The organism is Streptomyces sp. NPDC048479, assembly GCF_040651435.1.
Lineage (GTDB): Bacteria > Actinomycetota > Actinomycetes > Streptomycetales > Streptomycetaceae > Streptomyces.
Map to the genome: position 1 here is coordinate 216,907 of NZ_JBEZKA010000005.1, position 24,995 is coordinate 241,901.

General features: G+C 70.3%; 22 protein-coding genes and 2 tRNA genes. 18 read left to right on the forward strand and 6 right to left on the reverse strand.

All coding sequences use genetic code 11. The annotated features are described in order from the left end of the window. Positions 1-107 precede the first annotated feature (107 nt). Positions 108-554, forward strand: a complete 447-nt coding sequence (locus AB0D12_RS10605) for a hypothetical protein (protein WP_362679338.1) — start codon at positions 108-110, stop codon at positions 552-554. 102 nt (positions 555-656) lie between these two features. After that, positions 657-809 carry a hypothetical protein gene (locus AB0D12_RS10610; RefSeq protein WP_186357054.1) on the forward strand — a complete coding sequence of 51 codons (153 nt, stop codon included), beginning with the start codon at positions 657-659 and terminating at the stop codon, positions 807-809. 3 nt (positions 810-812) lie between these two features. Here the strand turns inward: AB0D12_RS10610 and AB0D12_RS10615 are convergent, their stop codons facing one another. After that, positions 813-1,370, reverse strand: a complete 558-nt coding sequence (locus tag AB0D12_RS10615) for a CGNR zinc finger domain-containing protein (protein WP_362679341.1) — start codon at positions 1,368-1,370, stop codon at positions 813-815. Between the two features lie 191 nt (positions 1,371-1,561). Further along, a complete protein-coding gene (locus tag AB0D12_RS10620) occupies positions 1,562-1,975 on the reverse strand; it encodes an SsgA family sporulation/cell division regulator (RefSeq protein ID WP_003959770.1) in 414 nt (137 codons plus the stop codon). 190 nt (positions 1,976-2,165) lie between these two features. On the opposite strand from AB0D12_RS10620, the gene AB0D12_RS10625 reads away from it, so the two are divergent. Both AB0D12_RS10625 and AB0D12_RS10630 read left to right on the forward strand, forming a co-directional pair. Continuing rightward, positions 2,166-2,630, forward strand: coding sequence for a TIGR02611 family protein (locus tag AB0D12_RS10625; protein ID WP_362679344.1), 465 nt, complete (start codon positions 2,166-2,168; stop codon positions 2,628-2,630). A 54-nt stretch (positions 2,631-2,684) separates the two neighbouring features. Continuing rightward, a tRNA-Val gene (locus AB0D12_RS10630) sits at positions 2,685-2,756 on the forward strand. 68 nt (positions 2,757-2,824) lie between these two features. Here AB0D12_RS10630 and AB0D12_RS10635 read toward each other — a convergent pair. Further along, positions 2,825-5,656: a hypothetical protein gene (locus AB0D12_RS10635; protein ID WP_362679346.1), complete on the reverse strand. Its 2,832-nt coding sequence runs from the start codon at positions 5,654-5,656 to the stop codon at positions 2,825-2,827. A 92-nt stretch (positions 5,657-5,748) separates the two neighbouring features. Between AB0D12_RS10635 and AB0D12_RS10640 the strand changes: the two genes are divergently transcribed. The 3 genes from AB0D12_RS10640 to AB0D12_RS10650 all read left to right on the forward strand — a co-directional run bounded on the left by AB0D12_RS10640 (position 5,749) and on the right by AB0D12_RS10650 (position 8,363). Beyond that, positions 5,749-6,195, forward strand: coding sequence for an SRPBCC family protein (locus AB0D12_RS10640; RefSeq protein WP_362679349.1), 447 nt, complete (start codon positions 5,749-5,751; stop codon positions 6,193-6,195). 39 nt (positions 6,196-6,234) lie between these two features. Continuing rightward, positions 6,235-6,306 (forward strand) — tRNA-Val (locus tag AB0D12_RS10645). Positions 6,307-6,692: 386 nt separating this feature from the next. After that, complete coding sequence (locus tag AB0D12_RS10650) at positions 6,693-8,363, forward strand: carbohydrate binding domain-containing protein (RefSeq protein ID WP_362679352.1); 1,671 nt, start codon at positions 6,693-6,695, stop codon at positions 8,361-8,363. A 71-nt stretch (positions 8,364-8,434) separates the two neighbouring features. Here the strand turns inward: AB0D12_RS10650 and AB0D12_RS10655 are convergent, their stop codons facing one another. Then, positions 8,435-9,160, reverse strand: coding sequence for a 3'-5' exonuclease (locus AB0D12_RS10655; RefSeq protein WP_362679355.1), 726 nt, complete (start codon positions 9,158-9,160; stop codon positions 8,435-8,437). A gap of 172 nt (positions 9,161-9,332) precedes the next feature. Here AB0D12_RS10655 and AB0D12_RS10660 point away from each other — a divergent pair, with 172 nt between their 5' ends. From AB0D12_RS10660 to AB0D12_RS10675, 4 genes are all read left to right on the forward strand, one after another. Further along, positions 9,333-9,899: a DUF4365 domain-containing protein gene (locus tag AB0D12_RS10660; protein ID WP_362679357.1), complete on the forward strand. Its 567-nt coding sequence runs from the start codon at positions 9,333-9,335 to the stop codon at positions 9,897-9,899. Continuing rightward, positions 9,899-11,107 carry a hypothetical protein gene (locus AB0D12_RS10665; RefSeq protein WP_362679360.1) on the forward strand — a complete coding sequence of 403 codons (1,209 nt, stop codon included), beginning with the start codon at positions 9,899-9,901 and terminating at the stop codon, positions 11,105-11,107. The genes AB0D12_RS10660 and AB0D12_RS10665 overlap by 1 nt, the downstream gene beginning before the upstream one ends. 263 nt (positions 11,108-11,370) lie before the next feature. After that, positions 11,371-13,347: a threonine--tRNA ligase gene (gene thrS, locus AB0D12_RS10670; RefSeq protein ID WP_362679362.1), complete on the forward strand. Its 1,977-nt coding sequence runs from the start codon at positions 11,371-11,373 to the stop codon at positions 13,345-13,347. A 101-nt stretch (positions 13,348-13,448) separates the two neighbouring features. Further along, positions 13,449-14,006 (forward strand): HIT domain-containing protein, encoded by a 558-nt coding sequence (locus AB0D12_RS10675; protein ID WP_327322322.1) that lies wholly within the window; start codon positions 13,449-13,451, stop codon positions 14,004-14,006. 87 nt (positions 14,007-14,093) lie between these two features. On the opposite strand, the gene AB0D12_RS10680 is transcribed toward AB0D12_RS10675, so the two are convergent. Together AB0D12_RS10680 and AB0D12_RS10685 are read right to left on the reverse strand one after the other, a co-directional pair. Beyond that, positions 14,094-15,749 (reverse strand): hypothetical protein, encoded by a 1,656-nt coding sequence (locus AB0D12_RS10680; protein WP_362679365.1) that lies wholly within the window; start codon positions 15,747-15,749, stop codon positions 14,094-14,096. 166 nt (positions 15,750-15,915) lie between these two features. Continuing rightward, positions 15,916-18,123: an elongation factor G-like protein EF-G2 gene (locus tag AB0D12_RS10685; protein WP_362679368.1), complete on the reverse strand. Its 2,208-nt coding sequence runs from the start codon at positions 18,121-18,123 to the stop codon at positions 15,916-15,918. A 264-nt stretch (positions 18,124-18,387) separates the two neighbouring features. Between AB0D12_RS10685 and pgsA the strand changes: the two genes are divergently transcribed. The 7 genes from pgsA to AB0D12_RS10720 all read left to right on the forward strand — a co-directional run bounded on the left by pgsA (position 18,388) and on the right by AB0D12_RS10720 (position 24,932). Further along, complete coding sequence (gene pgsA, locus AB0D12_RS10690; RefSeq protein WP_362679371.1) at positions 18,388-19,053, forward strand: phosphatidylinositol phosphate synthase; 666 nt, start codon at positions 18,388-18,390, stop codon at positions 19,051-19,053. Further along, positions 19,053-19,970 (forward strand): phosphatidylinositol mannoside acyltransferase, encoded by a 918-nt coding sequence (locus AB0D12_RS10695; protein WP_362679374.1) that lies wholly within the window; start codon positions 19,053-19,055, stop codon positions 19,968-19,970. The genes pgsA and AB0D12_RS10695 overlap by 1 nt, the downstream gene beginning before the upstream one ends. Then, on the forward strand, positions 19,967-21,130 hold the full coding sequence (locus AB0D12_RS10700) for a glycosyltransferase family 4 protein (protein WP_362679377.1): 1,164 nt from the start codon (positions 19,967-19,969) through the stop codon (positions 21,128-21,130). The genes AB0D12_RS10695 and AB0D12_RS10700 overlap by 4 nt, the downstream gene beginning before the upstream one ends. Positions 21,131-21,897: 767 nt before the next feature. Then, positions 21,898-22,443 (forward strand): hypothetical protein, encoded by a 546-nt coding sequence (locus tag AB0D12_RS10705; RefSeq protein ID WP_362679379.1) that lies wholly within the window; start codon positions 21,898-21,900, stop codon positions 22,441-22,443. A gap of 119 nt (positions 22,444-22,562) precedes the next feature. Beyond that, positions 22,563-23,477 (forward strand): pyridoxal 5'-phosphate synthase lyase subunit PdxS, encoded by a 915-nt coding sequence (gene pdxS, locus AB0D12_RS10710; RefSeq protein ID WP_175259218.1) that lies wholly within the window; start codon positions 22,563-22,565, stop codon positions 23,475-23,477. Further along, positions 23,477-24,070: a pyridoxal 5'-phosphate synthase glutaminase subunit PdxT gene (gene pdxT / locus AB0D12_RS10715; protein WP_362679382.1), complete on the forward strand. Its 594-nt coding sequence runs from the start codon at positions 23,477-23,479 to the stop codon at positions 24,068-24,070. The genes pdxS and pdxT overlap by 1 nt, the downstream gene beginning before the upstream one ends. A gap of 109 nt (positions 24,071-24,179) precedes the next feature. Then, the gene (locus tag AB0D12_RS10720) at positions 24,180-24,932 is read left to right on the forward strand and encodes a YebC/PmpR family DNA-binding transcriptional regulator (protein ID WP_327322314.1); all 753 of its coding nucleotides are present in this window, start codon (positions 24,180-24,182) and stop codon (positions 24,930-24,932) included. Positions 24,933-24,995 lie beyond the last annotated feature (63 nt).

Sequence of the window (24,995 nt, forward strand, 5' to 3'; positions counted from 1 at the left end):
CCGGAGATCTCCCTGAGCTCGTTCCCGGCCGTGGCCCGGACACCACCCGACGGTGCACGATGGGTAGGGACGTACCCGCACATGCCCGCCGAAGCCTGGAGGACCGGATGCTTGCCGAGACCATTTGTTCTGCGGTGTCCGCGGCGGGCCTGGGCATCGCCGCCGTTACGGCGTACCGCAAGCGTTTCCTCGCGGCGACCCGGATAGCTGCCTACTCCCTGATCCCCGTGGGTCTGGCGCTGACCGGCGTGGTCGCATGGGCCGTCGACACCGCCTTCAGCCCGTCGGCGTGGCTCGGCTTCGGTCTGCTCGGCGGCGCCTGGCTGCTCCTCATGACCACCCGGGCCGTCGAGCGGCGCGGCGGCGGGACCCGCGAGGAACGCAAGGCCGCCGCCAGGGCGGCACGGCAGGAAGCTGTCGCCCCCGCGGCGTCCGCGCCCACGCTCGGGACGGGCAGCCGTCCGGTGGCCCAGCCCAAGGCGAAGCCGAAGGCCGCCGGTTCCGGCGAGGATTTCAGCGATATCGAGGCGATCCTGAAGAAGCACGGCATCTGACGTATACGGCCATGGCCGGAAGTACGCATCTGATGAACTCCCGCAGTCGCGGGGCGTGTTGGTCGATCATGGCAGCCCGCTCTGCGCGATCATCACCCCGAGATGCTCGATACCTCCCGGGGCGAGGCCCCCGCACCGACCGAAGAGCCGCGTGGCTGCCTCTTCGCACTCTCCCAGCCGCCCCTGATGATCTTCCTCGCGGTGATCGGCTTCCTGCTGCTCATGGCCGCGGTACACGATCTGTTTCTGCTGTGAGGCTCAGCCGGCCGCTTCCTTGCGGCGCGCGCGGTACGCGGCGACATGCAGGCGGTTGCCGCAGGTGCGGCTGTCGCAGTAGCGACGCGAGCGATTGCGGGAAAGATCGACGAAGGCGCGCCCGCAGTCGGGCGCCTCGCAGCGCCTCAGCCGCTCCTGCTCGCCCGCCACGACGATGAAGGCCAGCGCCATCCCACAGTCCGCCGCGAGATGGTCGGCGACCGAGGCGCCCGGCGCGAAGTAGTGGACATGCCAGTCGTAGCCGTCGTGGTCGGTGAGCTGCGGGGTGGTCCCCGCGGCCGCCACCAGCTCATTGACCAGTTCGGCTGCGCTACGACTGTCGGGCGCCGCGAAGATCTCCGCGAACTGCGCCCGTACCTTCCGTACGGCCTTCAGGTCCCGCTGGCCGAGATCGCCCACGTCGCTGACGCTGTGGTTCCGCACGAAGTCGTACAGCGCCGCGACGTCCGCGAGCCCGTCGTCCTGCTCGCCGTCCGATGCGGTGTTCACCAGATCGACGACGGTGTCGAGGGCGATCCGGGTGTCGTGGGGGATCAGCACGATTCGCTCCCTGAGGTGCTGCGGGCCGGTGCCCGCCGAATTGCGCTGACTCTAGCGGTTGGTGCGGAGAGCGCACCGGCGCCGTCACCACGTGGGAATCCGCGGTGACGGCGCCGGTGTGCGCCGTATGTGGCTGTCCGCGCGACGCCGTCTCCCCGAGTAGGACGGCGCCGTGCAGCTCTCGGCCTGGCTCAGCTTTCGGCCAGGATGTGCGAGAGCTCCGTGTCGAGATCGAAGTGACGATGCTCGGTGCCCGGTGGCACCGCGGCGTCGGTCCGCTTCAGGAACGACTCCAGGGCCCGCGCCGGGGCCTCGAGCAGGGCTTCGCCCTCCGGGGAGCTCAACGCGATGCAGACGACGCCCTGGCCATGACTGCGCGACGGCCAGACTCTGACGTCACCCGTGCCGGTGGGCCGGTGCAGGCCCTCGGCGAGAAGATCGCGGGCGAACACCCATTCGACCGTCTCTTCGGCTCCGGTGTGGAAGGTGGCGTGCACGGCATAGGGATCGGCCGTGTCATACCGCAGGCCCGCGGGTACAGGCAGTGAAGACTCGCTCGATACAACGAGGCGCAGGTGCAGCTCGCAGCTGACCGTGGTGTTCATAAGCGCCAGGGCCTTTCGCTCAGTGTGCGCTCGGGGATTCGCACGTCGGCGAAATCGACATGCCACCTACGGTGCCGTTGTAAACCCCTCTGACCGTTTTGTGATCCCTCATGCCGTTCCTGCAGCGGTGCGTCACTTTGTGTTATAGGGCCATTCCGGTGACGAGGTTCAATCCGGTAGGTTGGGCCCCATGAATGCGGAGAGTGACGAGCGGGAAGAGTCCGTCGCAGCGACGGGTCCGACCCCCGCGACGGGGGACGTGACGGAGAAGGTGGATGCAGGGCCGGTCCTCGGTTCGAAGGCGCCCCACTTCATCAAGAGGTCGAGGACGCTGCACCTGAGCTGGCAGGTCGGTGTCTTCGTGATCGGCCTCGCGGTGGTCGGCGCGGGCATCGTGATGCTGCCGCTGCCGGGCCCCGGCTGGCTGGTGATCTTCGGCGGTATGGCGATCTGGGCGACCGAGTTCGTCTGGGCGCAGCTCGTGCTGCGCTGGACCAAGCGCAAAGTCACCGAGGCGGCTCAGCGGGCGCTCGATCCGAGGGTGCGCCGACGGAACATCATCCTCACCACGATCGGTCTGGTGATCATCGCCGTGCTGGTCGGAATCTACGTCTGGAAGTTCGGGATCGTCATGCCGTGGAAGATCGAGGAGTGACCCGAAACTGGTCAGGGGAACTCGCTGACATGGGGTAATGTTTGCGCAGTGCCCGGGCGATTAGCTCAGTGGGAGAGCGCTTCGTTCACACCGAAGAGGTCACTGGTTCGAACCCAGTATCGCCCACCCGGACCGAAGGCCCCGGAGACTTGAAGTCTCCGGGGCCTTCGGCGTTTCTCCGTCTCCGCCGCCGCTCAGCGCATCCGGCCGAGGGTGTCGCGGAGCTTGCGCGCGTCCCGCAACCGCTGCTCGTAGGTCGCGCCCACCGCGAGGAGCAGCAGACCGGCGAGCGCGGGTGGCAGCCAGCGGGGGAGCGCGCCGACGACCTGGACGACGTACGGCGCGAGCTCGTGCAGGGCGTCCAGCGCGAGCACCGTGCCTCCGAGCACCAGCAACGCCTGCAGGCCCAGCCGGGCACCGGTGAGCGTCAGGGCCAGGGCCGCGAGGCCCAGCAGCAGCGGACGCAGCCAGTGCCCGTCGCCCCAGGCCGCGAAGAGGCTCGGCAGCAGCGTCGCGGCGAGACCGGGACCGTACGCCGTCCAGGACGACGCCTCCCGGTCGCGGCGACGGCGGAGTACGCCCACGACGAGCGCGGAGACGGTCACGGGAAGGGTGTAGGCCTCGGTCGACGCGACGTCCGAGGCGGCCAGCCTCGCCCAGGTGGCCAGCACGAACAGCACCGCCGCGAGATAGCCGGCGGCGGGCCGGCGCTCGGCACGTACCGCGGTGCCCGCGGCGATCACGCCGCAGAGCGCGAGCACCAGGGAGAAGGTCGGCCGGTGCTCCGTGGCGAGGACGACCGCGAGCAGTCCGGCCGCGGCGCCGGTGAGCTCCATGGGGAGGGTGACGGGGTGGCGGCCCAGCCGGGCGGCGATGAGCGCCACGGCGGCGGGGACGACGAGGAGTGTCAACGCGGCCCGGTGGGGCGGGAGTTCGGCGGCAGCGGCGACGGCGCCCACGAAGGCGGTGGCGAAAGCGGTGGCGGCGCAGGCGAGTACCGCCTGCGCGGCGCGAGGTGCCCGGACCCCGGCCGCGGCCGCGAGAGCCGCGACCAGTGTGCCCAGCACCGCGAAGGTGGCGGGGCGGGTGGCCAGGGACAACAGGGCGACGCTCACAGCACCCGTGAGGCCGCAGGCGAGGGCGACGACGGGGCCGGCCGGGGCGTGCCTGGCGATCCGGCCGGGGCGCACGGCCAGCACCAGCGCGGCCACGCTGAGGACCAGGTGGAGCGCCACGGTGGCCGGGTGGGACAGATCCAGCGCGGGCGGCACGACGAACAGACCTGCCCACGTGAGCGCGAGAGCCGCGCCGACGGCTGCGGCACGCCGATCGGGCCGTGGGGCCGCAGGGGCGGCTCCCCACGCGCCGGAGGCCGGGGGCCGGCCGGGCCAGGAGGCTCCTGCGGGCGGGCCGGAGGGGTTCGGGGGCGCGCCCGGGTGGGTGGCTGCCGGCCCGGAGGAGGACGGGGTGGTGCCGGTTGTTCGGCCGGGATGGTCTTCCGCGGTGGGTGAGTCCCCCGGGCGCAGGGTGCTGCCGGCCCGGTCGGCAGGGTGCGTGGTGCCGGTCGCCCGGGCGGGACGGCCTTCCGTGGCGGGCGCGTTCGCCGGGCGCGGCTCGGTGCCCGTGGCGCCGGTGGCCGGAGCAGGAGTGCCCGCGGGGTGCGGGCCGGCGCCTGCCGGGCCGGACTGGTGCGTCGTTCCCTTCGGGTCGCCGACTGCCGGTGAGGTGTACGCAGTTGTCGTCGACGGCAACCAGCGGGACGCCGTCGCGAGGACCGCTGCCACGACCAGCAGCACCACCGGTGCCGCGGTCAGCCCCGGCTCCGGAAGCCCGACGCCCAGCGCCCCGCGCGCGTCCGTCGGGGTGCCCGACCAGATGTCGCCGAGGCCCGACAGCGGGCCCGCCAGAGTGAGCGCGACCAGCGGCAGCGTCGAGAGGGCCGCCAAGGCGTGCGCCGCGCCGGCCGCACCCGTCAGGCCCGGTGCCATCCTCTTCGGCCCGCCCGCCCGTACGACTCCCAACAGAGCGACCGCACACAGCAGATAGCCCAGTACCGACCACCCCTCCGGCACCGCGGCGCGCACCACGCCGCCGGCGGCCGCGATCACCGCGAGACCCGCCACCGCGGAGGCGGGAACCGCGGCCGAAGAGGCGCGCCAGGCCGCGAACACCGCCACGGCGGCAGCTGTGAGCAGCAGCGCGGCAGGCGCGGCCGCGTCGAGCGGCGCCTCCGCCGATACCGACTGCCAGCCGCCGATCAGCAGCGCCCAGCCGCCCGTCGTCGCGGCACCGGTGGCGGCGATGGCTCGCAGACCGGCCGGCTTCGCCCACACCGCGACCGCGACATCGAGCGCCGCGGTCGTCAGCAGCGCCCACTCCATCGGCGGCGTGCCCGCGGTGGCTGTCAGCGCCCAGAGCGGAAGCGGGAGTTGCGCGGTCACTACGGCGACCGGCAGCGGAATCCGCAGCCGGTCCAGCGACAGCCCGTACACCGTCCAGAGCGCGGCGAGCGAGGCCGATGCGAAGGCCGCATAGCCGAGGCCGTCGGTCCCGGCCAGCGCCACCTGGTGCAGCGCGTAGGCGTCGAGCACCATCAGCACCAGGCCGAGCGCGGCCACCGACTCGGCGGTCGAGGCGAGCCGCCTGGGCAGCAGCGCGACCGGCGCCGCGAGCGCCGCGACCGTCACCGCGCCGAGCACCGCCGAGCGTCCGCCGATACCCAAGTCACCCCAGCTGACCAGTGTGAATGCGATTGCGGCGATGGTCAGCAGAATGCCGCCGAGGGTGAGCAGCAGATTCTGCACACTCGGCGGAGAGGCGTCGGGCGGCGGCGCGAGAAAGGGCTGCGCGACGGAAGGCCGCGCGGCAGGGGGCCGCGTGGCCGCTACGGCAGGCGTGACGGGCGGCCGGAGCGCAGCGAGGAGCCAGGCTCTGCGAGCCAGCAACTGGGCCCGGCGAGCGTCCAGTCGGACCAGCTCGCGCTCGAGGATCGTCAGTTCCTCGGCGGGTGGCGGAACGTTCTCCATGGTCTGGAGTGTGGCCCCCGCCACATGACAGGACATGGGTGCGGATACTCAGATCGCACGTGAGTACGCCCCGGCAGGCGCAGACTTGCACCATGAACTGGTGTCACTACCGCTTCCGCAGCGTCTGGGATCTGCCTGCCGGACCGGGTGCCGTGTACACGGTCCTCGAGCGGGTCGGCGAGTACCCCTTGTGGTGGCCGCAGGTCCGCGAGGTGACCCGGCTCGACGAGGACACCGGCACCGCGCGCTTCCGCTCCTTCCTCCCGTACGACCTGCTCGTCACCGCTCGCACACAGCGGCGCGACCCGACCGCGGGGTTGCTCGAAGTGGGCATGGAGGGGGACCTGGAGGGGTGGGCGCGGTGGACGCTGACGGAGCGCGACGCCGGCTCCCGGGCCGTGTACGAGCAGGAGGTGGAGGTGCGCAAGCCGCTGATGAGGCGGCTGGCGCTGCCGTGCCGGCCGGTCTTCCTCGCCAACCACGCGGCGATGATGCGCGGCGGGCGGCGTGGGCTGGCCGCATACCTCGGCAGGGTTTGAAGGAAGCCCGCAGGGGCCTGTATGGTTCAGTGCGTTCCCGGGCGATTAGCTCAGTGGGAGAGCGCTTCGTTCACACCGAAGAGGTCACTGGTTCGAACCCAGTATCGCCCACCGGGAGAGGCCGGTCCGTCAGTCGACGGACCGGCCTCGACGTTTTTCGGGCGCCGGTGTTCGCCGGTGCTACTGGAGCCGTCGTGCAGCGCGCAGGGCTTCGGCCCGGTGCAGCGATTCTGAGAGGTGCTCAAGCGGGAACAGCGCCGTCTGTCCCGCAAGGCCAAGGGCAGCAACAACAGGGACAAGGCCAGGGTCAAGGTCGCCCGTGCACGGCTTCCGCGGTGAGACGTCAGTTCCAACTCAAGGGCGCGCGGAGGAAGTTGTTCCGCCGCACCCCTTGACGGGACCACGGCATTTCGCTTCAATGCGCCTCGCAGGTCCAGACCAATCGTGGCGCCGCGTCAGGTCCGTCGACCCGCACCCGCCCCTCACTGGGAGGTCACGTGCGTATCCGAAATCGACTACTGGCCGGCCTCGGCGCGGCGCTGCTCGCCGCGGCAGCCTCGCTCGCCGTGCCCGGCACGGCCCAGGCAGCCAACCTGCTCTCCAATCCCGGCTTCGAAACCGGCTCCCTCTCCGGCTGGTCCTGCACCGGCGGACTCGGCTCGGTGGTGAGCAGCCCCGTACACAGTGGTACGAAGGCGCTGGCCGGCGCCGCGAGCAGCAGCGACAACGCCAAGTGCACCCAGACTGTCCCGGTGCAGCCCAACACCGCCTACACGCTCTCCGGCTGGGTGCGCGGCAACTACGTGTACCTCGGTGTGACCGGCGGCGCCTCCACCTGGATCCCGTCCGCGACCGGATACACCCAGCTCACCGTGTCCTTCACCACCGGTGCCTCGCAGACCAGCGCGGAGATCTACCTCAACGGCTGGTACGCACAGGGCACTTACTACGCCGACGACATCAGCCTCGACGGCCCCGGCGGCGGAGGCGGCGGCGACACCCAGGCACCCACGACGCCCACGAATCTGCGCTCCACCGCGAAGACGTCCTCCAGTGTCTCGCTGGCCTGGAACGCGTCGTCCGACAATGTCGGAGTCACGGGTTACGACGTCTACCAGGGCCCGACGAGGGCGCTCACGGTGACCGGCACCAGTGCCACGGTCAGCGGTCTGGCTGCGAGCACCTCGTACAGCTTCACGGTCCGCGCCCGTGACGCGGCCGGCAACCTCTCGGCGGCCTCGACCGCCGTCAGCGTGACGACCGACGCCGGCGGTGGCGGCGGTGGCGGCTTCAAGCAGGCAGCCCCGTACCTCTACCTGGGCTGGGGCGATCCGCCGAGCGCCACCTCTGTGATGAGCGCCACCGGCATCAAGTGGTTCACCATGGCCTTCATCCTCTCCTCCGGCGGCTGCAACCCCGCCTGGGACGGCACGCGTCCGCTCGCCGGCGGCGCCGACCAGTCCACCATCAACGCGATCCGTGGCGCGGGTGGTGACATCGTCCCGTCCATCGGCGGCTGGTCGGGCAACAAGCTCGGCCCGAACTGTTCCAGCCCTGAGGCACTGGCCGGCGCCTATCAGAAGGTGATCAGCGCATACGGACTGAAGGCGATCGACGTCGACATCGAGAACAGCGACGAGTTCGAGAACGAGGTCGTCCAGGACCGGATTCTGGGCGCCCTGAAGATCGTCAAGCAGAACAACCCCGGCCTGAGGACGATCCTCACCTTCGGTACGTCCACCACTGGGCCGACCTGGTGGGGCAGCCGCCTCATCGAGCGCGCCAACGCACTCCAGGCGGACATCGACGTCTTCACCATCATGCCGTTCGACTTCGGCGGCGGCGCCGACATGTACGGCAACACCGTCAACGCCACCGAAGGGCTGAAGACCAAGCTGATGAGCACCTTCGGCTGGTCGGACGCCACCGCCTACGCCCATATCGGCATCTCGGGCATGAACGGCCTCAGCGACCAGCAGGAGCAGACCAGCCCGGCGACCTGGACGCAGATCAAGGACTGGTCCAACTCGCACCACATCGCCCGCCTCGCGTTCTGGTCGGTCAACCGTGACCGGCCCTGCCCCGGCGGCGGTGTGGTCAGCAACTGCTCCGGCATCAGCCAGAGCAACTGGCAGTTCACTTCCATCACCGCGGGATTCACCGGCTGACGGACGCCTGACCGACAGCCGCCGCCCGACGTGCCTTCGGGTGGCGCCCCCGAGCGGGGCGCCACCCGGAGTCAGGCCGCGGCGGCGAGATCCGGTCGCAGCGGCCAGTGCGGGTCCACCGGCTCCGGAGCACCGCTGCGGGCGAACCACGCCTGCAGACCGCGCGCCTGCGCCGCGTGCCACACAGCCTGGAGCGCGTGCAGCTCCGACGGTGACAGCCGCTCCATCCGCGAGGCGAAACGTCGCCCCACCGCCCGTACGACGTCGAGCGCGGCCATCGCGTCCGCGGCCGCATCATGGGCGTCGTCCAGCACCACCTCGTACTGCGCGCACAGATCGGTGAGGGTGCGGCGGCCCTTGCGGTAGCGGTCAAGATGCTTGTCGAGGACTCGCGGGTCCAGCACGCACAGCGGCACGTTCTCCAGATAGCGGCCCAGCGACGCGGCGCGGTGGCGGCGCAGTTCCCGGTCGAGGATGGTCAGGTCGAACGGCGCGTTCATCACGACGAGCGGGCGGGCCGCGGCGCACTGCTCGGCCAGCGCCCTGGCTATCTCCTCCATCGCAGGTGCCGGCCAGCGGCCGTTGCGCTGCAGGTGGTCGTCGGTGAGCCCGTGCACCTCGGTGGCGCCCGGCGGCACGGGCACCCCCGGATTGACCAGCCAGCGCATGACGCGCGGCCGGCCGCCCGCCATGTCCTGGACGACGACCGCAGCCGAAACGATGCGGTCCTCCTCGACGTCAACTCCGGTGGTCTCGGTGTCAAATGCGGCCAGGGGGCCGTCATACCAGTGCGTCATCGCTGAACTCCTCGCACATGCCCGGCAGATGGCGTGATCCCCCTGCCCGAATCGGTGATACCCGGGCTGTTTGCGCTGTACGCAGGGCGGTGACAACACAGATGAGGGGTACGGAAATTGACGCCCCGTCGTGGGGACACTGATCGGTACAGCCCGGAAGGCACGAAGAGCCATGGCGCTCGCGCAGCCCGAACCGGGCGGGCTGCTGCCCGAGCGGATCGCACCGCTGCGCGGCGGACTCGCCACCACCGCCTGCATGGAGACTCTCCAGGTGGGCTATCTGCACGCGGTCGCCGCCGCGGCCGGCTGCTCGCTCTCGCAGCCGTTTCCGGACAACGGCATCGACTGGCACGTCAGTCACAGCTCCGCCGGACACACGGTCGACGACGAGGTGACCATCAAAGTGCAGCTCAAGTGCACGTACCAGATCCCCCCGCACCCACCCGGTGCGGCGTTCTCGTTCACGCTCGACAACGACCACCTGGTGAAACTGGCCCGCACCCCCGTCTCGGTGCACAAGATCCTTGTCGTGATGCTCGTCCCCCGGACCCAGGGCGAGTGGCTGCGCGCCAGTCACGACCGGCTCGATCTGCGGCACTGCTGCTACTGGACCAATCTGGCCGGCCACCCGGTGACGGGCAGGCGCAGGACCACCGTGCGGATCCCGACCTCACGGATCTTCGACGACCGGGCGCTCTGCGAGATCATGACGAGGGTCGGGGCGGGAGGGAGACCCTGATGCAGGAGTCGATACGGCCCCACCTGACGGGCGATGTGCCGGGACCTTGGTACGGGAGCGGGGAGCCGGACCCCGCCCAGGTCGACCCTGTCGTCCTCGGCGCACTGCTCGACCGGCACGGCTGGCGGCGGCGCGGGGGAGCGGCGGGGCGCTATGCACGCTGGACGCCGCCGGGGCCCGGTGCGGGCGGCACGAGTCTGCTCGTACCGGAGAGCAGGTCCTTCCCCGACTGCGAGGACCTGCTGGGCGAGGCGCTCACCGCGCTGGCTCGCAGTGCGGCACCCTCGGCCCGTGAGGTGCTCGTCGGGCTGACCGTACCCAGCGACGAGATCCGGTGGTGGCGGGACGTGCCGCAGGGGCCGTCGGGCGCGGCTTCGTGGACCGTACAGGAGCAACTGCGGGCGGCCGCCCGGCAGATACTGATGGCCGGTGCGCTTGCGGCCCGTGAACGGGCGGGCTACTACGGCGCGCGGCACCGGCGGCAGGCACAGGCCTCGCTGGAAGGGGTACTGGTGGGTCCCGCGCAGGGCGGGCGCAGCCTCACCGCGTTCGTGCCGGTGGACGACGGCCGTGCGGTCATGGTCCGGCTCTATCACGCGCTGCACGCGGCCCGGGAGGCCGCCGACTACCAGCGGGCGACCGGAGGAATGGAAGCCTTCGACGCTGCCGTGCAGGCGGGCGTGAGCCGCGAGCTGACGGAGGCCGTGATCGCGCTGGTGCGCGGCTCGGAGGGCGCGCGGATCGCGCTGGAGTGGTCGCCGGCGGCGGGCGTGCCACAGGGGTGCGCGGCGCGCAACGACCCCGTGGAGTTCTCGCCCGGCGACCTGCCCGCGCTGCGCGAGGCGGGCGCGCGCTATCTCCGGGACGAGCCGTCCGTTCCGGTACGGATCACGGGCACGGTGGTCCGGATGCGGCGCTCGGGACCGCGCGGTGCGGGCACGGTACGGCTGCGGGTGCTGGCCGGGGCCGAGGTACCGCACGTACGGGTGGCGCTCGACGAGGAGTCGTACCGGACGGCGGGCCATGCGCATCTGGTCGGACTGCCGATCCGGGTCGTGGGCCGGCTGGAGCGACGCGGCGGCTTCCGACGCCTGACGGACGCGTCGAACGTGGTCCCTGTCCAGGTGGACGAGTCCGAGCGGGACCGCCTGATGAAGTCGCTGTACGAGAATCTGGACTACTTCGAGGAGGCGTGTCAGGGGGAGTGAGGGTGCGGCCCGCCTGCGGCACCTTCCCTGGAACTGGGGCTCCGCCCCGGACCCCGCGCCTCAATCGCCGGCGAGGCTGAATCCAGCCCGTCCGGCGATTGAGGGCACGCCCGCAGGGCGTACGGGGTCTGGGGGCCTGCCCTCAGTCAAGGGAAGAGGCAGGCAGGGGAGCAAACCGTTTCGCAAGGCACCCCGTCGGCTCGGTACGATTCGTATCGCGCACGCCATACGAATGCGGCGCACCCTTCAGGCAGGAGAGACCGGTGTCAGACGTCCGTGTGATCATCCAACGCGATTCCGAGCGGGAAGAACGCGTGGTGACGACGGGCACTACGGCGGCCGAGCTCTTCGCCGGCGAGCGCACCATCGTCGCCGCGCGCATCGCCGGTGAGCTGAAGGACCTGGCATACGAGATCAAGGACGGCGAGGAGGTCGAGCCCGTCGAGATCTCCTCCGAGGACGGCCTCAACATCCTGCGCCACTCCACCGCGCACGTGATGGCACAGGCCGTGCAGGAGCTCTTCCCCGAGGCCAAGCTCGGCATCGGTCCGCCGGTCAAGGACGGCTTCTACTACGACTTCGATGTCGAGAAGCCCTTCCACCCCGATGACCTCAAGGTCATCGAGAAGAAGATGCAGGAGATCCAGAAGCGCGGCCAGCGCTTCTCGCGGCGCGTCGTCACCGACGAGGCCGCTCGCGCAGAGCTCGCCGACGAGCCGTACAAGCTCGAGCTCATCGGGCTCAAGGGTTCCGCGTCCTCCGACGACGGCGCGGACGTCGAGGTCGGCGCGGGCGAGCTGACTATCTACGACAACCTCGACGCCAAGACCGGCGAGCTGTGCTGGAAGGACCTCTGCCGCGGTCCGCACCTGCCCACCACCCGCAACATCCCGGCGTTCAAGCTGATGCGCAACGCCGCCGCGTACTGGCGGGGCAGCGAGAAGAACCCGATGCTGCAGCGCATCTACGGCACCGCCTGGCCCTCCAAGGACGAGCTCAAGGCTCATCTGGAGTTCCTCGCCGAGGCCGAGAAGCGCGACCACCGCAAGCTCGGCAACGAGCTGGACCTGTTCTCCATCCCGGACCAGATCGGTTCCGGCCTCGCGGTCTTCCACCCCAAGGGCGGAGTCGTCCGCCGGGTCATGGAGGACTACTCCCGCAAGCGGCACGAGGAGGAGGGGTACGAGTTCGTCTACACCCCGCACGCCACCAAGGGGAAGCTCTTCGAGACCTCGGGCCACCTGGACTGGTACGCCGACGGCATGTACCCGCCCATGCAGCTCGACGAGGGCACGGACTACTACCTCAAGCCCATGAACTGCCCGATGCACAACCTGATCTTCGACGCGCGCGGCCGGTCCTACCGTGAACTGCCGCTGCGCCTCTTCGAGTTCGGGACCGTGTACCGGTACGAGAAGTCGGGCGTCGTGCACGGCCTGACCCGGGCCCGCGGCTTCACCCAGGACGACGCGCACATCTACTGCACCAAGGAGCAGATGGCGGACGAGCTCGACTCGACGCTGACATTTGTGCTGAACCTGCTGCGCGACTACGGCCTCACCGACTTCTACCTGGAGCTCTCCACCAAGGACCCGGAGAAGTTCGTCGGCTCCGACGAGGTCTGGGAGGAGGCGACCGAGACACTGCGCAAGGTCGCCGAGAAGCAGGGCCTCCCGCTGGTCCCGGACCCGGGCGGCGCCGCGTTCTACGGCCCGAAGATCTCCGTCCAGGCGAAGGACGCCATCGGCCGTACCTGGCAGATGTCCACCGTCCAGCTGGACTTCAACCTGCCGGAGCGCTTCGACCTGGAGTACACCGGTCCCGACGGCACCAAGCAGCGCCCGGTCATGATCCACCGTGCGCTGTTCGGTTCGATCGAGCGCTTCTTCGCGGTGCTGCTCGAGCACTACGCGGGCGCGTTCCCGGCCTGGCTGGCGCCGGTGCAGGCGCTCGGCATCCCGATCGGCGACGCGCACATCCCGTACCTCCAGGAGTTCGCCGCCAAGGCGAAGGCCAAGGGGCTGCGGGTCGAGGTGGACGCCTCCTCGGACCGTATGCAGAAGAAGATCCGCAACGCCCAGAAGCAGAAGGTGCCCTTCATGGTCATCGCGGGCGACGAGGACATGGCCGCCGGCGCGGTCTCCTTCCGCTACCGCGACGGCTCGCAGGAGAACGGCATCCCGGTCGACGAGGCCATCGCGAAGATCGCGAAGGTCGTCGAGGACCGCGTCCAGCTCTGACATGAGACAGACCGGGCGTACGAGGCCGGCAAGGCGTAGGGGACCCCCGCAGTGCGATCGGCCTGCGGGGGTCTCTGGCCTGCGCGGCCGGGCGAAGTCATATGCTGCACAACATGACGAGTGAGCCGGAACAGCAGATCGGAGTCGGGACGCAGGACGCGTTTCAGCGCCTGTGGACGCCGCACCGGATGGCGTACATCCAGGGCGAGAACAAGCCGACCGGGCCAGGCGCCGACGACGGCTGTCCCTTCTGCTCCATCCCGTCCAAGTCGGACGAGGACGGACTCGTCATCGCCCGCGGCTCGCGGGTCTACGCGGTGCTCAACCTCTACCCGTACAACGGCGGACATCTGATGGTGGTGCCGTTCCGCCATGTCGCCGACTACACCGAGCTGGACGAGGCGGAGACCGCCGAGCTCGCGGTGTTCACCAAGCGCGCGATGACCGCGCTGCGTACGGCGTCGGGGGCGCACGGCTTCAACATCGGGCTGAACCAGGGCGCGGTCGCCGGCGCCGGTATCGCCGCACATCTGCACCAGCACGTTGTTCCGCGCTGGGGCGGCGACACCAACTTCATGCCGGTCATCGGGCACACCAAGGTGCTGCCCCAGCTCCTCGGCGATACGCGGAAGATGCTGGCGGAGGCCTGGCCCGTCTGACCGACGCCTGCATGGCCGGACCCAGCGCCTGACCGGACCCGACGCCTGACCGGGCCCAGCGCCTGACGGGGCCCGGTGCTCGTGCCGCTAGGCGTCGTACAGGTCGGCCTGGCGCGGCGACGGGTCCTGGACCAGGCCGCTCACGATCATGGAGCGGTTGCCGAAGCGCTCGGTGTCCACGCCGTTCTCCTCGAGCACCTTCATGGCCGCGGCGTGCGTGACGCGCAGTACGGGCGTGGCAGCGCGCATCGCGTCGTCCGCCATGAACCGGTGCCGCCAGGGCTTGTCCGCCCAGGCGTGGCGCAGCCCGAAGGGCTCGGGAAGGACCAGCTTGCCGCCGAGGAAGTCCAGCATCGGCGGGTACCAGGTGAAGGGCGCGCGCACCGCGAGGCGTACCACCTCGGGCGTCTCCACCAGCGGAAGCTGCCGGTCGGTCGTCTCCCAGAAGCGGACCGTCTTGGCGACCGTGACGGTCTTGGGCGCGGGCTTGGTGGTGAACAGGGAGTGCACCGGGCCGAGCGCGTGCCCGGTCACCTCGATGCGCAGTGTCTCGTGGAGCACGGTGACAGTGATCATCATGGTGATCACCAACTGACCGTCCCAGAGTGTGAACTGAATGCCCAGATAGTGGCGATTGCCGCCGCCGAACTGCTGGTGGTTGCAGATCCGCTGTATCTCGTGGCCCTTGACCTGGAAGGTCTCCACGTCCTGGCCCTCCGGCCGGGCCACCTCTGCGGCGTTCTCGCCGACCGGAGCCACGATCCAGTGCTTGACCGAGGGGGTGGGGAAGCCGCCGGAGTTCAGCGGACCCCGCTCCAGCATCTTCAGCCGATCGTGGATCGCGCGGATGACGTCCCAGCTGCGGAACTGGTTGATGTCCTTGCCCGGCTCCTTGGACACCAGCTCCTCGGCGAGCTGCCAGCTGCCCCAGCGGGTGCCCATGCCCAGTATTCCCTTGGGGCCCGCGTAGAAGACCGCGTTGGACTGCTGTTCGGCGGTGAGCTTCTCCAGCCCCTGGCGCAGCTGCTCGCGCGCGGTCTCGTTGGGGTGGCCCGGCACGGCCTCGGGCACCTTGGCCCCGATGCCGCCGCCCGCGAGCAGGGTCTCCCAGCGGGCGCGCATGTCCTTCGCCGTGGACTCGCAGATCCGCTTGGCCAGCAGCCAGCCGACGACCGGCGCGAGGATCATGCCGCGGATGTAGTACCCCAGGAGTCCGCTGAAGGGCAGCCGCACCAGGAAGATCACGGCGAGAATGCCGAAGGCGGCGAGCAGCGCGGTGCCAAGCGCCCCGGCACGCTTGTTCTGCGCGCCCGCTATCGTGCGGCGGAGCTGGAAGACCGCCAGCCAGAGCAGCAGTCCGGGCAGGAAGAGCAGCCCGAAGACCGCCATCACACCGGTGAGCTTGGTGTCCCGCTCCTTGCGGATACGGGTGGCGGCCAGACAGTGCTCGACCACCGCCTGCGGCTCGGTGCCGAAGGACTGGATCAGCGCCTTTCGGGCACCGCCCAGCATCCGGATCTGGACGGCCCGCGAGAACGCCTCGCCCAGATTCGGCTCGAAGAGCGAGAACTTGCCCTTCTTCACCTCGGACTTGTGCCACTCGCCGTTCGCCTTGAGAAGGTCCGCGACGGGACTGTCGCGGTACGCGGCCGAGGCGAGCGCATGTGTCGCCGCCGTCTGCCCGGCCGAGCCGAGGAGCGGGACCTGAGCCCCCGGAGTGAAATCGAAAACGTCGTTCGCCACTACCGCCCCCATCGCCGCAAGCATCCGCACTGCGGCCTGTTCCCAACTACCGTGCCCCGCACACCTTCTGAGCTGGGCACCACAGCGTATCCGGGGTGTGCCGCCTTCGTCAGAGGACACTGAAATGCCGCCCGCCGCAAGGGCGCACAACGGGCGGCACCATCAACTACGAGCCGTTTTCCGCCTGTTGGCGGAGCTTCTGGGCCAACTGTGGCGGCATCGCCTCATGGCGCGCGTACGAACGGCTGAACTGCCCGGTCCCATGCGAGATCGACCGCAGATCCACCGCGTACCGCCCGATCTCGATCTCCGGCACCTCGGCCCGTACGAGCGTCCGCGACCCGACGGCCTGCTCGGTGCCGACCACCCGGCCGCGCCGCCCCGACAGATCGCTCATCACCGGACCCACATACTCGTCCGAGACCAGCACCCGCACCTCGGCGACCGGCTCCAGCAGATGGATGGGCGCATCCGCCGCCGCCTCCCGCAGCGCCAGCGCGCCCGCCGTCTGGAAGGCGGCGTCGGAGGAGTCCACCGAGTGCGCCTTGCCGTCCAGCAGCGTGATCCGTACGTCGACGAGCGGGTAACCGGCCGCCACGCCGCGCGCCGCCTGGGCACGTACGCCCTTCTCCACGGACGGGATGAACTGCCGCGGCACCGCGCCGCCCACGACCTTGTCGACGAACTCGATCCCGGACCCCGGCGGCAGCGGATCCACGTCGATCTCGCAGATCGCGTACTGGCCGTGCCCGCCGGACTGCTTCACATGCCGTCCCCGGCCCGCAGACTTCTCCCCGAAGGTCTCCCGCAGCGACACCTTGTGCGGCACCACGTCGACCTGGACGCCGTACCGGCTGCGCAGCCGCTCCAGCGCGACATCCGCATGCGCCTCGCCGAGGCACCACAGCACCACCTGGTGCGTGGCCTGGTTCTGCTCGAGCCGCATCGTCGGATCCTCGGCGACCAGCCGCGAAAGCCCCTGGGAGAGCTTGTCCTCGTCCGCCTTGCTGTGCGCCTGGATGGCCAGCGGCAGCAGGGGATCGGGCATCGTCCAGGGCTCCATCAGCAGCGGGTCGTCCTTCGAGGAGAGCGTGTCCCCGGTCTCCGCCCGGGACAGCTTCGCCACACAGGCGAGGTCTCCGGCGATGACCTGGGGGAGCGGGCGCTGCTGCTTGCCGAAGGGCGCGGAGAGCGCGCCGACCCGTTCGTCGACGTCATGGTCCTCGTGGCCGCGGTCGGCGAGCCCGTGCCCCGACACATGCACCGTCTCGTCCGGACGCAGGGTGCCGGAGAAGACGCGTACGAGAGAGATCCGGCCGACATACGGGTCGGACGCGGTCTTGACCACCTCGGCCACCAGCGGCCCCTGCGGATCGCAGCTGATCTGCGGGCGCGCTGCGCCCTGCGGGGTGGTGACGGAGGGAGCCGCAGGCTCCAGCGGGGTCGGGAAACCGCCCGTGATCAGCTCCAGCAGCTCGACCGTACCGAGACCCTGCTTGGCGCCATCGAGCGCCGGGGCGGCCGCGAGCACGGGATGGAAGATGCCGCGCGTGACGGCCTTCTCCAGATCCTGGATCAAGGTGTCGAGGCCGATCTCCGCGCCGCCGAGATAGCGGTCCATGAGGGTCTCGTCCTCGCTCTCGGCGATGATTCCTTCGATCAGCCGGTTGCGGGCCTCCTCGAGCAACGGGGTCTGTTCCGGATCGGGCGGTGTCTCCTTACGTTCGCCGGAGGAGTAGTCGAAGATCTTCTGGGAGAGCAGTCCGACCAGGCCGGTGACCGGGGCGTGGCCGTCGGGGGTCTGCGCCCCGTACTGCGGCAGATACAGCGGCAGTACGGCATCGGGGTCGTCCCCGCCGAAGATCCGCCCGCAGACGCGGGTCAGCTCCTCGAAATCGGTGCGCGCGGTCTCCAGGTGCGTGACGACGATCGCGCGCGGCATTCCGACCGCCGCGCACTCCTCCCACACCGTCCGGGTCGCGCCCGCGATCGCATCGGCCTCCTGTGCCGCCGACACAACGAAAAGGGCCGCGTCCGCTGCTCGCAGACCGGCCCTCAGCTCCCCTACGAAGTCGGCATATCCGGGAGTGTCCAGCAGATTGATCTTGTACCCGCCCCATTCGACAGGGACGAGTGAGAGCTGTACGGAACGTTGCTGCCGGTGCTCGATCTCGTCGTAGTCGGAGACCGTGCCGCCGTCCTCGACGCGGCCCGCCCGGTTGACCGCGCCCGCGGTCAGCGCGAGGGCCTCGATCAACGTCGTCTTTCCCGATCCGCTGTGGCCGACCAGCACCACGTTCCGTACGGATGAGGGCTGGTCGGCCGTAACCGCCCTGCCGGCGGCTCCGGGGTGTGCATTCGCCTTGTCGCCCATGATTCATGCCTCCCGATCGATTGCCCGGTGAGGAGAGGGGCCGCGGGTGCGGGGAGCCATGAGGGAGGTCCCGGAGACGTCCGGGGCAGCTCCGGCGATGCCCGCGGTGGTCTTTCGAGCTTTCCACTCACGTCACGGTGCGTCCATACGTCGTACGCGACCGCGGGAGGCGGGTGCCCGGCGGTGGAGCGCGTCGGTCCTGGCTACGATGGGCCAGCCGGTGGCCGATGGGGCCATGCGGCCCACCGACCCTCCGGGAAGGCCATGCTGAACAAGTACGCGCGTGCATTCTTCACGCGTGTCCTCACACCGTTCGCCGCATTTCTGCTCCGACGTGGGGTGAGCCCCGACGCGGTCACCCTGATCGGCACAGCCGGAGTGATGGCGGGTGCGCTGGTCTTCTTCCCCCGGGGAGAGTTCTTCTGGGGCACGATCGTCATCACGCTGTTCGTCTTCTCCGACCTCGTCGACGGCAATATGGCGCGGCAGGCCGGGGTTTCGAGCCGCTGGGGCGCATTCCTGGACTCGACGCTCGACCGGGTCGCCGACGGCGCGATCTTCGCCGGCTTCGCGCTCTGGTACGCGGGCACGGGAAACGACAATGTGCTGTGCGCCGTCGCCATCTTCTGCCTGGCCAGCGGCCAGGTCGTCTCGTACACCAAGGCACGTGGTGAATCGATTGGCCTGCCGGTGGCGGTCAACGGTCTGATCGAGCGCGCCGAGCGGCTGGTGATCTCACTGGTCGCCGCCGGACTCGCCGGACTGCAGGCCTTCGGGGTGCCGGGAATCGACATTCTGCTGCCGATCGCGCTGTGGATCGTCGCCGTCGGCAGCCTGGTGACGCTGGGGCAGCGGGTGGTGACCGTACGACGGGAGTCCGCGGAGGCCGACGCCGCCGCGGCACAGGGGAACGAGGCTGAGGCGACGTGATGCGGGAGCGTCTGACCGACGGGCTGTACGGACTCGGCTGGAGCACCGTCAAGATGCTGCCCGAGCCGGCGGCCGCCGCGCTCGGCCGCACCATCGCGGACACCGCGTGGAAGCGGCGCGGCAAGAGCGTGCTGCGGCTCGAGTCCAACCTTGCCAGGGTGGTGCCCGACGCAAGCCCCGAGCGCCTCGCCGAGCTGTCGAAGGCCGGCATGCGCTCGTACATGCGCTACTGGATGGAGTCCTTCCGGCTGCCCACCTGGAGCGCCGAGCGCGTCACGAACAGCGTGGAGATCAAGGACGTCCACCATCTGAAGGAGGGACTCGCGTCGGGACGCGGCGTGATTCTCGCGCTGCCGCATCTGGCGAACTGGGACCTCGCAGGTGTCTGGGCCACCAGGACCCTGGGCATCCCCTTCACGACCGTCGCCGAGCGCCTCAAGCCCGAGTCGCTGTACGACCGGTTCGTGGCGTACCGCGAGAGCCTGGGCATGGAGGTCCTGCCGCACACGGGCGGTTCGGCCTTCGGGACGCTGGCGCGGCGGCTGCGCGCAGGCGGCCTTGTGTGTCTTGTCGCCGACCGGGATCTGTCGGCCTCCGGCGTCGAGGTGAAGTACTTCGGCGAGACGGCGCGGATGCCTGCCGGGCCTGCGATGCTGGCCCAGCAGACCGGCGCGGTGCTGCTGCCGGTCACCCTCTGGTACGAGGACGCGCCGTTGATGAAGGGCCGGATCCATCCACCTGTCGAGGTGCCGGAGACAGGTACCAAGGCCGAGAAGACGTCCTCCATGACACAGGCGCTGGCCGATGCCTACGCCACGGGAATCACCGAGCACCCGGAGGACTGGCACATGCTTCAGCGGCTGTGGCTCGCCGACCTCGCTGTGACGGATCAAGAACGCCGGGAGGAACGGGCGTGAGGATCGGCATCGTCTGCCCGTACTCCTGGGACGTACCGGGCGGCGTCCAATTCCATATCAGGGACCTGGCAGAGCATCTGATCAGGCTCGGCCACGAGGTGTGGGTACTGGCGCCGGCGGACGACGAGACGCCGCTGCCGCCGTACGTCGTCTCGGCGGGCCGGGCCGTACCCGTCCCGTACAACGGCTCGGTCGCCCGGCTGAACTTCGGCTTCCTGTCGGCGGCGCGGGTGCGGCGCTGGCTGCACGACGGCACCTTCGACGTCATCCACATTCATGAGCCCGCCTCGCCGTCGCTGGGGCTGCTGAGCTGCTGGGCGGCGCAGGGGCCGATCGTCGCGACGTTCCACACCTCCAATCCGCGCTCGCGCGCCATGATCGCGGCCTACCCGATCCTGCAGCCGGCGCTGGAGAAGATCAGCGCCCGGATCGCGGTCAGCGAGTACGCCCGTCGGACGCTGGTCGAGCATCTGGGCGGGGACGCGGTCGTCATCCCGAACGGCGTCGATGTCGGCTTCTTCGAAAGGGCCGAGCCGAAGGCGGAGTGGCAGGGCAACACGATCGGCTTCATCGGGCGCATCGACGAGCCCCGGAAGGGCCTGCCGGTGCTGATGAAGGCGCTGCCGAAGATCCTCGCGGAATGCCCGGAGGCCCGACTGCTGGTGGCGGGCCGGGGCGACGAGGAGGAGGCGGTCGCGGTACTCCCGAAGGAAATGCGCTCGCGGGTCGAGTTCCTCGGCATGGTCAGCGACGAGGACAAGGCGCGGCTGCTGCAGAGCGTCGATGTGTACGTCGCGCCCAACACGGGCGGCGAGAGCTTCGGCATCATCCTCGTCGAGGCGATGTCGGCGGGCGCGCCGGTGCTGGCGAGCGACCTGGACGCGTTCGCGCAGGTCCTGGACCAGGGCGCGGCGGGCGAGCTCTTCGCGAACGAGGACGCGGACGCGCTGGCGGACGCGGCGGTAGGGCTGCTGCGGGACCCGGCGAGGCGGGCGGAGCTGCGGGCGCGGGGCAGTGCGCATGTGCGGCGTTTCGACTGGTCGACGGTCGGGGCGGACATCTTGGCGGTGTACGAGACGGTGACGGACGGCGCGGCGTCGGTGGCGGCGGACGAGCGCACGCCGGGGTTGCGGTCGAGATTCGGTCTGGCGCGGGACTGAGGAGGCGGGCGCGCTGAGGGGCCTGGCCCGGGGTTGCGGTCGCGATTCGGTCTGGCGCGGGACTGAGGGGGCGGGCGCGCTGAGGGGGCCTGGCCCGGGGTTGCGGTCGAGATTCGGTCTGGCGCGGGACTGAGGGGGCGGGCGCGCTGCGGGGGCCTGGCCCGGGGGTGCGGGCGCGCTGCGGGGGGCTCGCCCGGGGGTGCGGGCACCTTGCGGGGTGCGCGGTCTCCGGGTGCGGGCCTTTGGTCGCTGGGGGCAGCCGGGTCCGCCTGGCGCGGGTACGGGCCGCTCCGGGGCTCGTGTCCTGGACTGCTTTCCTCACCGCGCTTCGCGCGAGTCGCGACGCTCTACGTGCAGAACACGCCCCCTGCGCGTCCCCTGACAGGGAGTGGGTCGCGGGCGCCCCGGCTGCCCGTCGACGCTGGGGCCTTGCCCCCCGTTCGTGGCGCGAAGCCTGCCGCTTTGGGGAGGTAGGGGGCCGTGCCTGTGGTTTGCGGTGTGAGGCTGCCGGTTTGGGGTCGTTCGGAGAACGCCTGCGCGTTCTTGGACCGGTGGTGGGTCCGGGGCGTCTGGTCTGCGAGGTGAAGCTGCCGGCCTGGGGGGCAGGGCCCAGTGCTGTCGTCTGCGGCGCGAAGCTGCCGCTCCGGGGTGTGGGGGCGTCAGCCCCCCACGTACCCCACCCAGGGGGCCTGGGGCCTGCCCCAGTTTCGGGAAGGGGCGGGTAGGGGAACAAACCTCCCCCGCCGCCACAGGTAGCCTTGCGGCCCGTGACCGTAACCCTCATCTGGATCGTCGTCGCCCTCGTCGCGATCGGCCTGTATCTGAGCTGGACCGCCGGGCGGCTCGACCGGCTGCACACCCGTATCGATGCCGCCCGCGCCGCGCTCGACGCCCAACTCCTGCGCCGGGCCTCGGTCACCCAGGAACTGGCCACCTCCGGCGTGCTCGATCCGGCCGCGTCGATCGTGCTGTACGAGGCCGCGCACGCGGCCCGGCAGGCGGAGGAGGAGCAGCGCGAGGTCGCGGAGAGCGAGCTCAGCGCGGCGCTGCGGGCCGTCTTCGGGGAGGCGGCGCAGGTCGAAGCGGTGCGCGAGGTCCCCGGCGGTGAGGAAGCGGCGGGCGAGCTTGCGCAAGCCGTACGCCGGGTCCCGATGGCGCGGCGGTTCCACAACGACGCGGTGCGCGCGGCACGGGCGCTGCGCCGCCACCGCAAGGTCCGCTGGTTCCGGCTGGCCGGACACGCGCCGTTTCCGCTGGCCTTCGAGATGGACGACGAGCCCCCCGTCGCGCTGGCTGACCGCCCGGGCACCTGACCGCCGCACCTTCGATTCCAAAACGATCCACCGGCTGTGCATTGGCCCTTGCTGTGGACTGGTGCTCGGAGGTTGCATCTGTGAGGCATCAACTTTCTTTCACCGAGTGAGGTCCCTCCGTGTCCAGCACCCTCCCCACCACCCCGCAGGCCCCCGAGACCGGCACCGCGCGCGTCAAGCGCGGTATGGCTGAGCAGCTCAAGGGCGGCGTGATCATGGATGTGGTCAACGCCGAGCAGGCGAAGATCGCCGAGGACGCGGGCGCGGTCGCCGTCATGGCACTGGAGCGGGTCCCCGCCGACATCCGCAAGGACGGCGGCGTGGCCCGGATGTCCGACCCGAACATGATCGAAGAGATCATCGACGCGGTCTCGATCCCGGTCATGGCCAAGTCCCGGATCGGTCACTTCGTCGAGGCCCAGGTGCTGCAGTCCCTCGGCGTCGACTACATCGACGAGTCCGAGGTGCTGACCCCGGCCGACGAGGTCAACCACTCCGACAAGTTCGCCTTCACCACCCCGTTCGTCTGCGGCGCCACCAACCTGGGTGAGGCCCTGCGCCGGATCGCCGAGGGCGCGGCCATGATCCGCTCCAAGGGCGAGGCCGGCACCGGCAATGTCGTCGAGGCCGTCCGTCACCTGCGCCAGATCAAGAACGAGATCGCCCGTCTGCGCGGCTACGACAACAACGAGCTGTACGCCGCGGCCAAGGAGCTGCGCGCCCCGTACGAGCTGGTCAAGGAGGTCTCCGAGCTGGGCAAGCTGCCGGTGGTCCTCTTCTCCGCGGGCGGTGTGGCCACCCCCGCCGACGCCGCGCTGATGCGCCAGCTCGGCGCCGAGGGCGTCTTCGTCGGCTCCGGCATCTTCAAGTCGGGCGACCCCGCCAAGCGCGCCGCCGCCATCGTGAAGGCCACCACCTTCTACGACGACCCCAAGATCATCGCGGACGCGTCCCGCAACCTCGGCGAGGCCATGGTCGGCATCAACTGCGACACCCTCCCCGAGGCCGAGCGCTACGCGAACCGAGGCTGGTAATGACCACTCCCGTGATCGGTGTCCTGGCTCTCCAGGGCGACGTACGGGAGCACCTGATCGCCCTGGCCGCGTCGGATGCCGTGGCCAGGCCGGTCCGGCGCCCCGAGGAGCTCGCCGAGGTCGACGGCCTTGTCGTCCCCGGCGGCGAGTCCACCACGATGTCCAAGCTCGCGGTGCTGTTCGGCATGGTCCAGCCGCTGCGTGAGCGGATCGCGGCGGGGCTGCCCGTCTACGGCACCTGCGCCGGCCTGATCATGGTCGCCGACAAGATCCTCGACCCGCGCTCGGGCCAGGAGACACTCGGCGGCATCGACATGATCGTCCGCCGTAATGCCTTCGGGCGTCAGAACGAGTCCTTCGAGGCGGCCGTCGAGGTCGCGGGCGTGGACGACGGCCCGGTCGAGGGAGTCTTCATCCGCGCCCCGTGGGTCGAGTCGGTCGGGGCCGAGGTCGAGGTGCTCGCCGAGCACGGTGGTCACATCGTCGCCGTACGGCAGGGCAATGTCCTGGCCACGTCCTTCCACCCCGAACTGACGGGTGACCACCGGGTGCACGCCCTGTTCGTCGACATGGTGCGCGCAGCAGTTCAGTAGGCTCGCGCTTCAGCGCCCCACTGGGGTGGTGGTCGGGAGACGGGCGGGCCGATCCCGGTAGGATCTCTGGGGTTCGTCCAGAATTTGGTTACGCGAAGGAGACAGGCAGATGTCCGGCCACTCTAAATGGGCTACGACGAAGCACAAGAAGGCCGTGATTGACGCCAAGCGCGGCAAGCTCTTCGCGAAGCTGATCAAGAACATCGAGGTCGCGGCCCGCACCGGCGGAGTCGACCCCGAGGGCAACCCGACGCTCGTCGACGCCATCCAGAAGGCGAAGAAGAGCTCCGTCCCGAACAAGAACATCGACTCCGCGGTCAAGCGTGGCGGCGGTCTCGAGGCGGGCGGCGTCGACTACCAGACGATCATGTACGAGGGCTACGGCCCGAACGGCGTCGCGGTGCTCATCGAGTGCCTCACCGACAACCGCAACCGCGCCGCCTCCGACGTACGCGTCGCGATGACGCGCAACGGCGGCTCGATGGCCGACCCGGGCTCCGTCTCGTACCTCTTCAACCGCAAGGGCGTCGTGATCGTCCCCAAGGGTGAGCTGAGCGAGGACGACGTCCTGGGCGCGGTCCTGGACGCCGGCGCCGAAGAGGTCAATGACCTCGGTGAGTCGTACGAGGTCGTCAGCGAGGCCACCGACATGGTCGCGGTCCGCACCGCGCTCCAGGAGGCGGGCATCGACTACGACTCCGCCGAGGCCAACTTCCTGCCGACCATGCAGGTCGAGCTCGACGAAGAGGGCGCGCGCAAGATCTTCAAGCTGATCGACGCGCTCGAGGACAGCGACGACGTACAGAACGTCTTCGCCAACTTCGATGTCTCGGACGAGGTCATGGAGAAGGTCGACGCCTGACGGACGCTCAACTACGCGTACGAGGACGGGCCGACAGGGACACGCCCCTGTCGGCCCGTCCTC